This is a genomic window from Paraherbaspirillum soli (assembly GCF_042654985.1).
Lineage (GTDB): Bacteria > Pseudomonadota > Gammaproteobacteria > Burkholderiales > Burkholderiaceae_D > Paraherbaspirillum > Paraherbaspirillum soli.
Genome location: NZ_JBHSMT010000024.1, coordinates 1 through 14,665 on the forward strand (window position 1 = coordinate 1; position 14,665 = coordinate 14,665).

The 14,665-nt window shown below is 60.0% G+C and carries 13 protein-coding genes and 1 tRNA gene; 8 read left to right on the forward strand and 6 right to left on the reverse strand.

Annotated elements, in window-relative coordinates; genetic code table 11:
• Positions 1–317 precede the first annotated feature (317 nt).
• Entirely contained in the window at positions 318–782 is a 465-nt protein-coding gene (locus tag ACFPM8_RS13115; RefSeq protein ID WP_378998004.1) for a DUF1203 domain-containing protein, read from the reverse strand.
• A gap of 193 nt (positions 783–975) precedes the next feature.
• Here ACFPM8_RS13115 and ACFPM8_RS13120 point away from each other — a divergent pair.
• Positions 976–1,052 (forward strand) — tRNA-Ala (locus tag ACFPM8_RS13120).
• Between the two features lie 80 nt (positions 1,053–1,132).
• Here ACFPM8_RS13120 and ACFPM8_RS13125 read toward each other — a convergent pair.
• Genes ACFPM8_RS13125 through ACFPM8_RS13140 form a run of 4 tightly spaced genes read right to left on the reverse strand, consistent with a single transcriptional unit; the run spans position 1,133 to position 6,532 of the window.
• The gene (locus tag ACFPM8_RS13125; protein ID WP_378998005.1) at positions 1,133–2,104 is read right to left on the reverse strand and encodes an AraC family transcriptional regulator; all 972 of its coding nucleotides are present in this window, start codon (positions 2,102–2,104) and stop codon (positions 1,133–1,135) included.
• Positions 2,105–2,131: 27 nt separating this feature from the next.
• Positions 2,132–3,214 carry a lipocalin-like domain-containing protein gene (locus ACFPM8_RS13130; RefSeq protein ID WP_378998006.1) on the reverse strand — a complete coding sequence of 361 codons (1,083 nt, stop codon included), beginning with the start codon at positions 3,212–3,214 and terminating at the stop codon, positions 2,132–2,134.
• Positions 3,214–5,793 carry an ABC transporter permease gene (locus ACFPM8_RS13135; RefSeq protein ID WP_378998007.1) on the reverse strand — a complete coding sequence of 860 codons (2,580 nt, stop codon included), beginning with the start codon at positions 5,791–5,793 and terminating at the stop codon, positions 3,214–3,216. The genes ACFPM8_RS13130 and ACFPM8_RS13135 overlap by 1 nt, the downstream gene beginning before the upstream one ends.
• A gap of 7 nt (positions 5,794–5,800) precedes the next feature.
• Positions 5,801–6,532, reverse strand: a complete 732-nt coding sequence (locus ACFPM8_RS13140) for an ABC transporter ATP-binding protein (RefSeq protein ID WP_378998008.1) — start codon at positions 6,530–6,532, stop codon at positions 5,801–5,803.
• Between the two features lie 147 nt (positions 6,533–6,679).
• Here ACFPM8_RS13140 and ACFPM8_RS13145 point away from each other — a divergent pair, with 147 nt between their 5' ends.
• The 7 genes from ACFPM8_RS13145 (at position 6,680) to ACFPM8_RS13175 (ending at position 13,225) form a co-directional block, all read left to right on the forward strand.
• A complete protein-coding gene (locus tag ACFPM8_RS13145) occupies positions 6,680–7,987 on the forward strand; it encodes a DUF945 family protein (RefSeq protein WP_378998009.1) in 1,308 nt (435 codons plus the stop codon).
• 241 nt (positions 7,988–8,228) lie between these two features.
• Entirely contained in the window at positions 8,229–8,678 is a 450-nt protein-coding gene (locus tag ACFPM8_RS13150) for a YciI family protein (RefSeq protein ID WP_378998010.1), read from the forward strand.
• Positions 8,679–8,732: 54 nt separating this feature from the next.
• The gene (locus ACFPM8_RS13155; protein ID WP_378998011.1) at positions 8,733–9,260 is read left to right on the forward strand and encodes an SRPBCC family protein; all 528 of its coding nucleotides are present in this window, start codon (positions 8,733–8,735) and stop codon (positions 9,258–9,260) included.
• 94 nt (positions 9,261–9,354) lie between these two features.
• A complete protein-coding gene (locus ACFPM8_RS13160) occupies positions 9,355–9,777 on the forward strand; it encodes a VOC family protein (RefSeq protein ID WP_378998012.1) in 423 nt (140 codons plus the stop codon).
• A gap of 22 nt (positions 9,778–9,799) precedes the next feature.
• Positions 9,800–11,086, forward strand: coding sequence for an RNA polymerase sigma factor (locus tag ACFPM8_RS13165; protein WP_378998013.1), 1,287 nt, complete (start codon positions 9,800–9,802; stop codon positions 11,084–11,086).
• A gap of 198 nt (positions 11,087–11,284) precedes the next feature.
• Positions 11,285–12,502, forward strand: a complete 1,218-nt coding sequence (locus ACFPM8_RS13170) for an ABC transporter substrate-binding protein (RefSeq protein WP_378998014.1) — start codon at positions 11,285–11,287, stop codon at positions 12,500–12,502.
• A 90-nt stretch (positions 12,503–12,592) separates the two neighbouring features.
• Positions 12,593–13,225, forward strand: a complete 633-nt coding sequence (locus ACFPM8_RS13175; RefSeq protein ID WP_378998015.1) for a 2OG-Fe(II) oxygenase — start codon at positions 12,593–12,595, stop codon at positions 13,223–13,225.
• 41 nt (positions 13,226–13,266) lie between these two features.
• On the opposite strand, the gene ACFPM8_RS13180 is transcribed toward ACFPM8_RS13175, so the two are convergent.
• Positions 13,267–14,439 (reverse strand): PhnD/SsuA/transferrin family substrate-binding protein, encoded by a 1,173-nt coding sequence (locus tag ACFPM8_RS13180; RefSeq protein WP_378998016.1) that lies wholly within the window; start codon positions 14,437–14,439, stop codon positions 13,267–13,269.
• Between the last annotated feature and the right edge of the window lie 226 nt (positions 14,440–14,665).

A 14,665-nucleotide genomic window follows, 5' to 3' on the forward strand; every position in this document is an offset into this window, starting at 1 on the left:
GGCTTTTATTAGAAAACCCTCCCCGAGCATTCGGGGAGGGTTTTTGCTTTGGGGCTTCGACTTTGCGTTGCAACTTTACACCCCGCCATCGATACTGGCCTCTGATGCCGGACACCACCGCTACCCAGCCTTCCTGCCCAGTAGCCTTTACCTTGCAACACTCCCATCCAATACCGCAAACCGGCCCGTCCGTGTCGATACATGGACCGGGAGGCGACGACGACCCCGCTCTAATACATCGACCAAGTGAGCAACCATCAATACATCCAAAACAAAAAAGCCAGTCAACAAGGACTGGCTTGTTGCCTGCCTCTTGCTCAACCACGCTCAACCCGTGCCAGATAGCAACCACGCCTTGCGATGTGCACATGCAGGTAGCTGGTTTGAGGGTTCGCGAGCAACTGCTCGAACATTTTCGCGGCGTCAATGCCTTCACAGACTTCAGCTTCTATCATCATGTGCCCGCCATCGAACGCGCGGACCGACAGGAGCCGCGAGGCCAGCAATTCTGGAACCGTATCGACAACCTTGAAGGTTTTATCCGCTCCTTTGCGGACGTAAATGGCATGGGCGGCACGGTACGGCGTGTTGGCTGGCTGGTGTTCGAAGTTGAGAAGAAGGATCTCTTCGCCGGGAATGGCGTGCTCCATGCTCACGCGGCATGGAATGCGCTGGCCATCAGCGATGAGGCGCACAGCACCCAACTGCTTAAGCGCAAGGTCGGTCATGGCAAACAACGGACGGAATTGTTCGGGCGTTAGCCCAAGAATACGAAATGACATGCTAGTTCTCCTCAAAGAACCGGATGATAGTTCTCGTGCGAGCGCGGGACACTTCGGTTCTTGCCATTGAATTCGCGCATAGCATCAGCGATCGTGCTGCACAGATGGTCCCGTGTGTCGAGGCAGGCGGTAATTCGTCTCCAGCTTGAGCGCTGGCGGTGCGAGCTGATTGTTACTAGAATGAAAAATCAGTGGGGCGATAGCTCAGTTTGGGAGAGCGCTGCGTTCGCAACGCAGAGGTCGGGAGTTCGATCCTCCTTCGCTCCACCACAAGGATGAAGCGGCGGACGCCGGAGGCGTCCGCCGAGATTAACGCTTAAGCGTCACATGAACCCGAAAAGACCGGCAGCTTAAAGCGGCCTGACCGGGATGCATAGCTCGCATTCGAATTCGCCGGTCTTCGGGTCAAAACTGGCGTCTTTCGAGTAGCGTTCAAAGCAGGGCCGGGCATCGAACTGCATGCCACTGGAAGGCAGCCATTCACGCAGCATCTCGGTCCAGGCGTCGCCGATGGCGGGCACTGTGCCCTTGAATTGCGCTACTGCGTAGCGGCCGCCGGGCAAGGTGGTCAGGTTGGCTTTGCCGGTGGCTTGAAAGCTGTCCGGCACTTCGACGCAGGCGTCATACCGGCACTTTTCCGGCGGCGTCAGACTGGGGTCGTCGTGACCGATGCCGTAGCAGGTCTGGTCGTCCAATGCATTGGCCTGCAGCCAGGGCTTGAAGGTCTCGGCCCAGAATGCGCTGACCGGTGCGCCATAGGGACCGATATGTCTTTGGTAAGCCACCTTCACCTCTGGTAAATCGATAATCCGTACGTTCATGTTGATCTCTCCGTTAGGTTGTTGCGAGACTTCATGATTGTCGAAAGCTGTGCCCAGCGCCTGATCGGAATTGCTATCGGCCTGATCCGGATTGCTCTGCCGTTCTGCGCTTCTGGCGCGCATTGCCGCCAACTGCGTTGCCCGGCGCTGTTCTGTATCGGCGCGCCAGGCGCTAGGAGTGCAACCGAACTTGAGCTTGAACGCACGGGAAAACGCTTCGCCGGAACCGAAACCGGTCGCCAGCGCAATCTCCAGTATCGGGATGTCGGGACGCTGGGCCAGTTTGATGGCTCCGCATTCGAGTCTGCGGCGGCGCGCGTAGTCGCCCAGCGTTTCACCCATCCACGCCGCAAACACCCGATGAAAATGGTAGCGCGAAAAATTGGCGACGACGGCCAACTCATCCAGATCGAGCGGCGTGTCCAGATGCCGGTCGATGTAATCGAGGACGCGGTTTATGCGTCGTGAATATTCCGCGCGATACAGTTGAGGAGATGGCATAGAGGGCGACTAGTGTTTTGTTGAAAGTCAGAATTTCAATGGTTTCACATAACCGGTCAATTCAAAATAACCGCGTCCAGCACGCTTGCCGTCGCGGCTGACCGTCACCGCACCTTCCCAATATACCGAGCCGGTCGATTGCCGCGAGTCGAGTTCCTGGTCGTCCTGCAATGGGGTTAGCAGCCATTCGACAGCGCCGGTGCGCAGCGCCGATTGCACCGGATAGGTGGCATCGGTGCGCGGCGAGCGCCAGCTGCGCTGCGGGGTGAAAGTGACCTGATCGGGCGCGAACTGCGTGATGTTGCCTTTGGCGTCGCGCAGCGCGGCGTGGGCCCATAGCTTGGCGCCGCTGCGCTTGCGAATCTGGAATGCCATCAAGGCCGAGCCGTCGTCCAGGTTGGCGCCTAGCCAGTCCCAGCCGGCGGCATCGGCATCCAGTACGCTGGTCGACCATTCGTGATCTAGCCAGGCGCTGCCGCTGACACTCTGGGCGTCCTGACGGCCGCTGCGCGTGACCTTGCCGCTGACCTGCAATTGCGGTTCGCTGTAGTAGTAGCTGGCTTGCGCCGGCTGCGGACCCTTGCGCGAGTAGCCGTCCCGGCCTTGCAGCAGCGGCTGCTGGGTTGGTGTCAACGTCAGCCTGAGCGTGAAATCGGCGGCGGCGATGCTGGCCTGGTAACTGCCGTCCGGATCGCGCACCAGCCGCCAATTTTCCAGCGCGACATCGGTGTTGCCTTGCTTGGCGTAGGCCAGGCCGAATCCGGCGCGGGCGCTTTTTTGATCGTGCAAGAGTTTGCCCAGGCCGGGATCGGACAGCGCCGCGTGGGCGATGATCAACTGGGTAGGCGCGAAGGCGCTCGGATTGGCCCGATCATGTTCGGTGGCCGAGCGGAAGAAGGTGATCTGGAAGCCGAGCGGCTTGCCGTCCGGAGTGTTGAGCCAGCCGGTGGCATACCACCATTCGGTGCGAAAATCGGGATGCGCGCCGCTGTCTTGCGGCAGCGTCACCGCCCGATCCGGCGTCACTTGCGCGAATTGGGGCGCGGCCGCCAACGTCAATAACGGCACAGCCAAGCAGGCCAGCAGCCAGCATCGAAATATCTTCAGCATCACCAATCCTCCCGCACCGCGCGCACCGCATCAATCGACACCGCCCTCAGCCCCGACAGCACGGCGGTGGCGCCGGCGGACAGCAGCAACAGCAGCGCGACCAGGCCCAGCCCGCGCCACGGCATGTGCAGCTGCATGGTCCAGTGGAACGACTGCGGATTGACGATGAATACCAGGATTAGGCTGATGGCCCAGCCCAGAACGAATCCGACCACCATCCCGGCCGCGGTCAACAAGCCGCCCTCGAGCGCCAGCATCGCCAGGATCTGGCGGCGGCTGACGCCGACATGGCGCAGCATGCCGAACTCGCGAGTGCGTGCCAGCGTTTGCGCCGAGAAGGTGGCCGCGACGCCGAACAGCCCGATCACGATCGCAACCAATTCCAGCAAATAGGTGACGGCAAAGCTGCGATCGAAAATGGTCAAGGTACGTGCGCGGATGTCGCCCACCTGGGCAAACTCCAGTGCGTCGCCGAAGGGCAGGGCCCGCATGGCGGCAATCACCGCGCTCGGCCTGGCGTCCGGCTGCAAGGTCAGCGCGGCATCGGTAGCTTCGGCATCGCCGGTCAGACGGCGATAGTCGGCCAGGCGCAACTGAATGGTCCCGGTTTGCCGCGCATAATCGCGCCAGATACCGGCCACGACGAACGACTGGTTCTGTGCGCCGATAGGTAGTTGAACCCGTTGTGCGAGCCGATAGCCGTATAGATCGACCATCGCTTCCGAGACCCAGACCGGCAGCGCGTCCGGGGGGAGTGCAGCAGGCTCAAGCTGTTTGCCCGTCAGCGGCAGCGTGCGCGCCGGATCGACAGCATCGATCTCGCGTGCAATCAGTGTCACCGCCGGGCGCGCGGGATCGAGCGTCAAGCTGGAGGTATGCAGGAAATCGGCGTGCGCCACACCCGGCACCGCCGCCAGCATGGCTTGCTCGGCCCGCCGCATGGCTCCGGTCTCGCCGCTGGTGGCCGAGCGCACGTACAGGTCGGCCGACAGCAGGTGCGTCAGCCAGTCGTCGACCGAGATCCGGAAACTCGACACCATGATCGCCATCGCCACGATCAGGCTGAAGCTCGACAGCACGCCGCCCAAGGCGATCGAAGCATGGCCCGGCACGTTGGCCAGCCGCGCCAGCGCCAGCGTCGTGATGAGGCCGCTGCGGCGGCGTGCGATCAGTCTTTGCGCCGCCGCAAACACCATGGCCGAGACGCGCGGCATCAGCGCTATGCCGCCGATCAGCAGCAAGGCCACCGCCAGATAACCGAAGATCGGCAACTCGAATAATGGCGGCAATTGCGTCAGCAACAAGCCGACCAGCAGGCAGGCCAGCGCCGGCCACGGCGTCGCCAGGTGCGCCAGTGCGCCTTCTTCGCTGCCGGATTTGAGTGCCGCGGCCGGTCGTGCCCTAGCAGCTTCGAGCGCCGGCGCCAAACTGCCGAGCAGGGCGATGCCGCTGCCGAGCACAAAAAAGACTAGCGCTGCCGGGGCGTCGAACTGCACCTGCGGTTGCACGCCGCGGAAATAACCGCCGCCCAGGTCGCCGCCGAAAAAATGCAGCGCCGCGGCCGCCATCGCGTAGCCTAGCGCCAGCCCCAGCAACGATCCGAGCGCGCCAAGCAGGCCGCCTTCCAGCAGAATCTGGCGCAACAACTGGCCGCGCTTCAGCCCCAACACGCGCAGCAGCGCCAGCTGCGAACGGCGCCGGATCACCGACAGCGCCTGGGTCGAGAACACCAGGAAAGCGCCGGTGAACAACGCCACCAGCGCCAGCACATTCAGGTTGATGCGGTAGGCGCGTGACATATTGTCGGTGCGCTGCTCCTGGTCCTGGCTTTCCTCCACCAGCAGCCGGCCGCGCATCTGCGCTTGCAGCGTGCGCCGGAAGCTGGCGCGATCGACGCCTCGTTCCAGCTTCAGGTCGACCCGCGACAGTTTGCCGATACGGTCAAAGCGCCATTGCGCACTGCCGATGTCCATCACTGCGATCCGCTGCCCGGCGCGGGCGCGCACCAGTCCGCCGGCGACCCGCAAGTTGACGAGGCCGGTGCCGCTGCGCAAGGCCAACTGCTGGCCGGGACGCACCTTGAGCCATTCTTGCGCCGCCGGCGACAGGAAGATCGCGTCGTCGGCCATCGTGTCGAACGGACGGTCCGCCTGCGGCACGCCGATCAGGTCGGGGGCGATGCGGGCGGCGTTGAAGACATCGACGCCGAGCAATTTCAAAGCGCTGCGCTGACCCGGCACGGTGACGTCCAGTTCCAGTACCGGACTCGCCAGCGCCACACCGTCGCGGCGTGCCAGTTGCGGATACAGGGTGTCGTCGAACAGCGGCTGGACGCCGCGCACTTGCAGGTCGGATAGTCCGGACAGGCTCTTGGCGGCGGCGGAGAATTCATTGAAGGCGGCGCCGTTGATCAGGTCGACCGCATAGCCGAGGGCGACCCCGAGCGCGATGGCGGCAATCGCCACCAAGGCCCGCACAGGATGAGCGCGCCACTCGCCGAACAGCAACCAGCGCGACAGCAGCCGGGTCGGGCTGGAACTTGGTTTGACCGAGGGGGCTGGCGTGACAGTCTGCATCATCGGATGCTCACGCGCCGACTTGCAGCGGGTGCAAGCCGTCGCTCGTCATGACCAGGATACGGTCGGCGCTGGCGGCGGCGGCCAGCGAGTGCGTGACCATGATGGCGGAAGCGCCGTTGGCCTTGATTTCCTTGCGTAGCAGGGTCAGCACTTCATGCGCGGTATCGGGGTCGAGGTTGCCGGTCGGTTCGTCGGCCAGGATCAATTTGGGGCGATGCACCAGCGCCCGGGCGATGGCTACCCGCTGCATTTCGCCGCCCGACAGCTGGCGCGGAAAGTCGCCGCCGCGGCCGCCCAGTCCGACCGCCGCCAACAGTTCCAGCGCGCGCTCCGGCGCGGCGTCGTTCAGCAACAGCGGCAAGGCCACGTTCTGTTGCAAGGTCAGGTGCGGCAGCACATGGAAGGCCTGGAAAATGAAGCCGAGTTTTTGCCGCCGCAGCAGCGTGGCGGCATCGTCGTCCAGGCTGGACATGGTCACGCCGTCGATCAATATGTCGCCGCCGTCGGCAGCGTCGAGGCCGGCGATCAGGTTCAGCAAAGTCGACTTGCCGACCCCCGAGTCGCCCATCACCGCCACGTATTCACCCGCCGCCAACGCGAAATCGAGATGCGCCAGCACCACCCGGCCGTGGCCGTAGGACTTGCGCAGGGCGCGACATTCCAGCGCCGGGACGGTCGTTACAGGAGGATGAGTCGCCGTCGGAATGGCGTGCTGCAGTTTTGCGGGGGAGGTGTGCATGCGGAGCCGGAGGGTTGGAATATCTGAACGGCGTGAGTTTAGTGGATTTTGGGCAAGATGTATTCATTGCACCTGTAAGTATTTACAGTGATAATTGCCGCGCGAAAACATTTGAACGCACTAACAACTTTCCCGTGAGACTTATTTTTGAAGAAAATTATAGTAGTTTTAGCACTGTCGACGATTTTTCTGCGCGCGTCTGCCGCGACTTCTGAAGAATGCACGAAAACAGAGGCGCTTTCGGCCTCACCCGGCGCCAACCAAATGAGCTGGATGCAGGACTCCGAAGGATGGCAAGCCTACTCCGCGGTCGCCACTGAGTTGACCGTCATCCAATCAGGCAAGGGCATAAGCCGGAATATTGATAAATTGGTTCGTTTTGAATTCTCCGCGCCTACCAAGAAAAAGCTCATCAATTTATTCAATAACGACAAGCCCTTGCATGTTGAACGCAGATTGCTCGCCAGCGGCGAAACTGCGGTCGACTTCAGCGTCGATGCCCTGCATTACCAAGACAAGTCCGGCCAGGCTAAAGGCGATTCGGCTAGCCTGAAAGGCACCGTCACTTTCGACAAAACTTTCACCAAGGCCAAGTCGACTGCCGCAATGCCGTCTTTCAATTACAGCGATGGCAGCCGCTTGCAAATCGTCGGTAGCGATTTACGCTACCAGACCGAGCAGCGGCGCAGTCCGCTTGGTGTGTGGTTAGGCAGCGGCAGCATCAGCTTGGCCCGCATGACAATCGACGGCGACGAGGCGCTATTGCCTTTGAAATTCGAAGATATCGTCAACAAGTCCGAACTCCAGCAACGCGCTAATTTACTCGATATGACTGTCGATACTTCGCTCAAGTCCGTGAGTTGGGGCGATGACAGCGTTGAGGCCGTACATGTGGCTTTTCGCCTTCCGAATTTGGACGCCAAGACCTTTGCTGCATTGGTTTCCGATCAACAGAAACTGGGGCAGCGCAATTTGACGATGGCTGAACGTAGCGCGGCCTCGCTAAAGGCAGGCGCGAGATTTATGGAATCACTGTTGAAACACGATATCTCCGTGCTGATACAAGACATTTCCGCTACTTACCATGGATTCCGGGCGGGACTTAGCGGCCATCTCGAGTTAAAGGCTGAGAAACAGGGCCGCGGCAGTCAAAAGCAAGATTTCATGAAGAGGCTGTCCGGCAGTTTCGAAGCACATGTGCCTATGGCGCTGGTGACCGAGATTTCCCGAGTTTGGGGGCGCAAGACGTCGGAGCACCAGGGTAAAGAGCCGGTCAGCGATGAAGAGGTCAATAAGAAGTCGGACTCAATGGTCGCTAAAGCCATCGACGACTTGAGGCAAAAGCAACTGATCCGCATCGATGCCGATACGATCCGGTCAACTTTTGAAATCAAAAAGGGTAAGTTTTTTGTTAATGGAACCGATGTGTCGCATTTTCGCGCGGTTGAGCGCTAAAGCTTCGGCTGGTCAGCTTTCTCATTAAAGCGAAAAATTAGCGCTGGTCGGGAACCACCCCGGCCAGCAGGCGGCGCCAATATAAATATTGCCGACGCTTAACAAATTCTTCCCAAAAAAATATACTGCGGCTGTCGATTTAGGCATTCCTCGTTCGTCGTACAGTAGAGCGAGGGTTTGAATCCAGCCAGAACTGGCCGGAGGCCCGGCTCTTAACTAGTAACCAAACGGAGATATTACGATGCGATTCATGATCATACGCAAAGCTGACAACAACACTGAAGCCGGCGTTCTCCCGGACGAGAAGTTGCTTGCCGCAATGATGAAATACAACGAGGAGCTGGTGAAGGCCGGCGTCATGCTGGCGGGCGAGGGCCTGCAACCGAGCGCGAAGGGCGCGCGCATCAAGTTTTCGGGAGGCAAGCCGAACGTGATCGACGGCCCTTTCGCCGAGGCCAAGGAGCTGATCGCCGGTTTCACGATGATAGAAGTGAAGTCGAAGGAAGAGGCGATCGAATGGGTCAAACGCTGGCCGGCGCTCGACGGCGGCGGCGAGGTCGAGCTGGAACTGCGCAGGGTGTACGAGGCGTCGGACTTCGGTGACGCGTTCACGCCGGAACTGAGGGAGGAGGAAGAGCGCATGCGCGAGCACCTTCTGCAATCGGGCAAGCAATTGGGCGCGAAGCCGTAATCGCGCCTCGCTAATGAATACTCAGTTACCTCAATTCCGAACCGAAAGAAAATAATGCTCAAGACTATCGCTCTCATCGTCGCCGTCCTGCTCGCGATACTGCTCGGCTTTGCTGCGACCAGGCCGGATACTTTCCGCGTCCAGCGCACGACCAGCATCAAGGCGCCGCCAGAGAAGGTGTTCGCACTGATCAACGACTTCCATCAGTGGGGTTCGTGGTCGCCGTATGACAAGCTGGACCCGGCGATGAAGCGAACGTTCAGCGGTGCAGCAAACGGCAAGGGCGCGGTCTATGAGTGGCAAGGCGACAATAAAGTCGGTGCCGGACGGATGGAGATCACGGAGTCATCGCCATCCTCCAAGCTCACGATCAAACTGGATTTCATCAAGCCGTTTGAAGGCCACAACACCGCCGAATTCACGCTGGATGCCCAAGGCGACTCGAGCAACGTCACCTGGGCCATGTACGGCCCCACGCCTTTCATTGCGAAGCTTATGGGTCTATTTTTCAGTATGGACAGCATGATCGGCAAGGACTTCGAAGCCGGACTTGCCAACCTGAAGGTCGCCGCTGAGAAGTAATCGAAAAGTAAATAAGCGGCGTTCGTCGTTGCGTCACCGTTAACTTTAATGAACGATTGTTCAATCGTTCATCACCCACCAGAGGAGACCCACCATGGAATTGAATCCCTATCTTCTTTTCAACGGCCAATGCGAAGCAGCGTTCAAGTTCTACGAGCAATGTTTTGGCGGCAAAATCACTGGCATGCTGCCCCATCGCGGATCATCGATGGAGGCACAAACGCCGCCTGAATGGCTGGACAAGATCATGCATGCGCGTATGTCTGTGGGCGACAAGCTATTGATGGGTTCCGACTGTCCGCCCGATCAGTACGAAGCACCGAAAGGCTTCTCGGTAACGCTGGGTATCGAAACTCCGGCAGAAGCTGAGCGCATCTTTAACGCCTTGGCCGAAAACGGCACGGTGCAAATGCCGCTTACGGAAACCTTCTGGGCCCTCCGTTTCGGCATGCTGGTCGATCGCTTCGGCATACCGTGGATGATTAACTGCGAAAAACCTGCATCGAGCGCTGCCTGATGCAGGGCTTTGCCTGGCGGTGATGGTTTCCGCTACCCATCGTGCGATCGACGCCGTCTGGCGGATCGAGTCCGCCAGGATCATTGCCGCTCTGGCGCGGATGTTGCGAGATGTCGGTCTGGCCGAGGAGTTGGCGCAGGACGCTTTGGTCACCGCGCTCGAGCGCTGGCCGGAGTCGGGCATTCCGGACAACCCGGGTGCCTGGCTCATGGCCGCCGCCAAGCATCGCGCGATCGACCGGCTGCGTCACAGCAAGCTGCTTGAGAGCAAGCACCAGGAGCTCGGGCGCGAGCTGGAAGTCCAGCAAGAGTTGGCGGCGGCCGATTTTGAGGCTGCAATCGACAATGCGATCGACGATGACATCGGCGACGATTTGCTGCGGCTGGTATTCACGGCTTGTCATCCGGTGCTGCCGTCCGAGGCGCGGGTGGCGCTCACGCTGCGCTTGCTGGGCGGCTTGACGACCGACGAGATTGCGCGCGCTTTCCTGATCCCGGAGCCGACTGTCGCCCAGCGCATCGTCCGCGCCAAACGCACCCTGAGCGAGGCAAAAGTCCCGTTCGAAGTCCCGCGCGCAGACCAGCTGGCCGATCGCTTGTCCTCGGTGCTCCAGGTGCTCTACCTGATTTTCAACGAAGGTTATTCGGCCACTGCCGGCGACGATTGGATGCGGCCAACCTTGTGCGAAGAGGCCTTGCGGCTAGGGCGTATCCTGGCCGAGCTGATGTCGCAGGAGCCGGAGGTGCATGGTCTGGTCGCGCTGATGGAAATCCAGGCCTCGCGCACGCGTGCCCGGATCGGCCCGACTGGTGTGCCGGTACTGTTGCTGGACCAGGACCGCGGGCGCTGGGATCAATTGCTGATCCGGCGCGGTCTGGCGGCGCTGGCCCGGGCCGAGCAACTCGGCGGCGCGTTCGGCCCGTATGCATTGCAGGCCGCGATCGCAGCCTGTCACGCGCGTGCGCTTACCCCGGAACAGACCGACTGGGTGCGCATCGCAGCCCTCTACGATGCGCTGGCCCAGTTGGCGCCGTCACCGGTCGTCGAGTTGAATCGGGCAGTCGCGCTCGCGATGGCGTTCGGTCCGGCCGCCGGCCTGGAACTGGTCGATGCGCTGCGCTCGGAGCCGTCGCTCAAGGGCTACCACTTGTTGCCGAGCGTGCGCGGCGACTTGCTGGCAAAGCTCGGCCGCTTCGACCAGGCAGCGGCGGAGTTCGAGCACGCGGCAGCGCTCACGCGCAACGTCCGCGAGCGCGAGTTGCTGCTGGCGCGCGCGCAAGCCTGTGCACGCGGATCGGCAGCGCACTAGCCGCACTGAGTCGGCGTCAACCGCTTGGCTTAACGCTTCGGCCCAATCCAGCCGCCTTGATGGCCGGCGACATTCTTCCTATTTGCAACAAACGCGATAATTTTTTGTTTCGGCATATCAAAATTCCGCATTTTTTCATCACATTCAAGTATATTTCCTTGTGGAAACAGAAAAACTATTACTTACCATGGAGATGAAATGCAAAAACGCAGTATGTTGGGCTTCACTGTTTGTCTGGCAGCATTAGGGTTTAGCGGAATCGCATCGGCCGAACTGCCGCCCATCAAGATCGGCGTCATCGGTCCTATCACCGGACCGTCGTCCGACATGGGGCAGAGCATGATAGGCGGTGCCCGGGTATTTCTTGCCGACATCAATCAGGTGGGCGGGGTCCTGGGCCGACGGATCGAACTGGTCGAGCGTGACGACCATGCAAAACCGGAAGTCGGGGTTGCCATGGCCAAGGAAATGATCGAAAAGGAAAAAGTGGTCGCGGTGGTCGGTTTGGCCAATACCGGCGTCGCGCTGCCTACGGCAAAAGTTTTCCAGGAAGCCAAGATCCCGTTGATCGTGACCGGCGCCACCGGCGCCACGATTACCAAGTCCTTCATGCCGCCGGCTTATCCGGTCAGCTATGTGTTCCGCACTTCCGCCAGCGACGCCCTACAGCCGATCGTGATCCTCAACGATGTGATCGACCGCCGCAAGATCGACAAGATCGCGCTGCTGCATGATGACAGCCCGTATGGCCAGTTCGGCAAGCAAAGCATGCTGGCGGAACTCGCACGGCGCCGGATCAAGCCGGTCGTGGTGGAGAGTTTCAAGGTCGGCGATCAAGACATGACGACACAGCTGCAACATGCCAAAGAGAGCGGCGCGCAGGCGATCGTGATGTACTGCCTCGCCCCCGAGGGCGCGATGGTCGTGAAGAGCGCGGAAAAACTGAAGATGAAACTGCCGATGGTCGGGCCTTGGGGCTTGTCGCAGCAGACATTCATCGACAAGGCCGGCCAAGGAGCGGAAGGCGTGCGCAGCTCGGTGACGTTCATCGAAAACGAATTGAGTTCGGTCAGCAACCAGTTCTCGCTGACCTACCGAAAGGTCAACCGGACCAACCACATTCCGTCCGCGGTGGCCGCTGCTCAAACCTATGACGCACTGCGTTTGATTACGCTGGCGATGTTCCAGGCGAACTCGGAGGACGGAGCGAAGATCAAGGATGCGCTGGAAAACTTGACCCAGCACACAACATCCACCATCGTTTCGCGTTACTACAAACCGTTCTCGCCGACCGACCATGAAGCGATCGACCTGAACATGGTCGTCATGGGTGAGATCCGCAACGGCAAAGTGGCTTATGCCTACAAGGAAGACGCCAGCAGCGGATCGATCACGCGCATGAAGAAAGCCCAGTAAGTCCAATCCAGGGTCCGCCGGCATCAACGCTGGCGGACCGGGTCTCATTGCTAGCATGGCTATGCGATTTACCGCGAAAGAACCGTAGCGATGCTTGTAGATCCCCCAGTCTGTCCCGAGTATTGCAGCGATGCGCTACAAGTCGATATGGTCGATGGCTTGGTCGAGCACGGCTGGTCGCAGCAAAACATTTTCCTGCCGGAACAGCTGAGGCTCGCGCTGGCGGCGGAATGCCGTCTGTTGAGCGGGAACGGCGCGTTGAAATTGGCCGCCGTAGGTCGTGGCGCGCAGCGAGCGCTGCAGCCGGATATCCGCAGCGACCGGATTCTATGGCTGCAAGCCGGACAGTCCGCGGCCTGCGACGATTATCTGCAACTCATGGAGAGCTTGCGGGTGACGCTGAACCGACGGCTCTATCTCGGGCTGGACGAGTATGAAAGCCACTTTGCGTTTTACGCGCCGGGTGCTTCTTACCTCAAACATCTGGATCGTTTTCGCGACGACGGCTGCCGCACGGTGTCGGTCGTGATTTATCTCAATCAAGATTGGTTGCCGGAGCAGGGTGGGGCGTTGCGCCTGCATCCGGATGGCGAGTGCGCGCAGGATATTTCGCCGATAGGCAGCCGGATGGTGCTGTTTCTGTCGGCCGAGATGCTGCACGAAGTATTGCCGGCGACCCGCGATCGGCTGTCGCTGGCAGGATGGTTCAGGCGGCGCCCCTGACCACAGAGTGCCGCCTCAACAGGCTCTAGCGTAATTTCACTTCACTTGCTGCTGCCTGTGCCTGCAACTGGCCGCGATTGTTCCTGCCATTCCGGTTCGCCGCCGCGGAACCAGTAGACCTGTTTCATGCCGTTTGCCAGCGCAATTTTCGACGCCTTGTAGGATTTCCAGCATTCCGGACCGTTGCAGAAAAAGATGGTCGGCTTGTCTTTGGGCAGCGCTGTAATTGCGCTGAAATCATCCAGGGCGGAATCGAAATCGCGGTCCTTCAGGCTCCGTTCGACATAGGGAGCGTTGATGGAGCCCGTTATATGCGCCAGCTGATATTCCTTCGGCGTGCGGGTATCGACCGCCACTGCGCCGTTCGCCATCAGCTTGACTACTTCGCTCGCCGTTACCCGCTGCACACCGCTGAGGCTGGCCGGCGTCAAAATGCCGAGCGAAGCGATATATCGATACTGTTCTTCATCGGCGGCGGTGGTGAGTTGGAGCTTGCCGATGCCGCTGCTGTTGGTGTCGAACGAGGTGATCCATTTCAATAACTTCTTGCGATCGCCTTCCGCCAGGTTCTTGCGCACCATCAGCGCCATGCCTTCCGGCACCGGGCGGCTGGTTTTCAGGATGGCTGCGACGCCGGGATGGGAACTGATCCAGGTCTGCGCCTCTGCCTGTTCGGCGACGGTAACGTCGGCCAGGTTGGAGGCCAGCGCAAACAAGCCGGCGCCGCTGGTCTTGCCATACACCGTCTGCTTGAACGACTTGCTACTGAAGCCGGCTTCGGTCAGCAACCCCTTGGCCAGGTAGGCGCGTACCGAATCCTGCTGCGTCAGGTACAAACGCTTGCCGGCGATGTCTTCGATGCGGGCAATTTCCTTGCGCGCTACCAGCACGTAGCTAGCGTTCTTGGGGTCGCGCGCAATGAGTTGATAGTTGTGGCTGACAGCGGAAGCGGTCACATGGGGAGGGGCGATGATCGCATCGTTTTCCTGGGTCCGCGAAGCGCGCATCGCATCGGTCAGGTTGGTGGTCTGATTGAGGGAAACCTTGGTGCCAAGCGCCGCCGACAAGGAAGGTGCGGCAGCCACGCCGAAAGCCATATCCTGTTTGCCTGAGTCGTCGGCCGGATCGAAACCCAGCAGTATTTTGAATTCAGCCGCAGCGGTCAACGGCAACAACAACGCACAACAAAATCCTGCAGCTCTTGCAAATTTCATCAAAAAAACTCCTGAGGTATCGATACCGGTTGGAAAATCTGTACGTAATTTCAATAAGGCAACTTTCAATTATCGCATGGAATTATTACGAATTTGTTACCTACTGGAAAAATCCGACAAACGGGTTTGGCGCCAGGCTTCTAGCTATTTGACAGGTAGGTATTAGCTTTGCAATTTGCTTTACGAGTTGGCATTATCAGAATAAAGTTCACGTCGCATTTCTCGA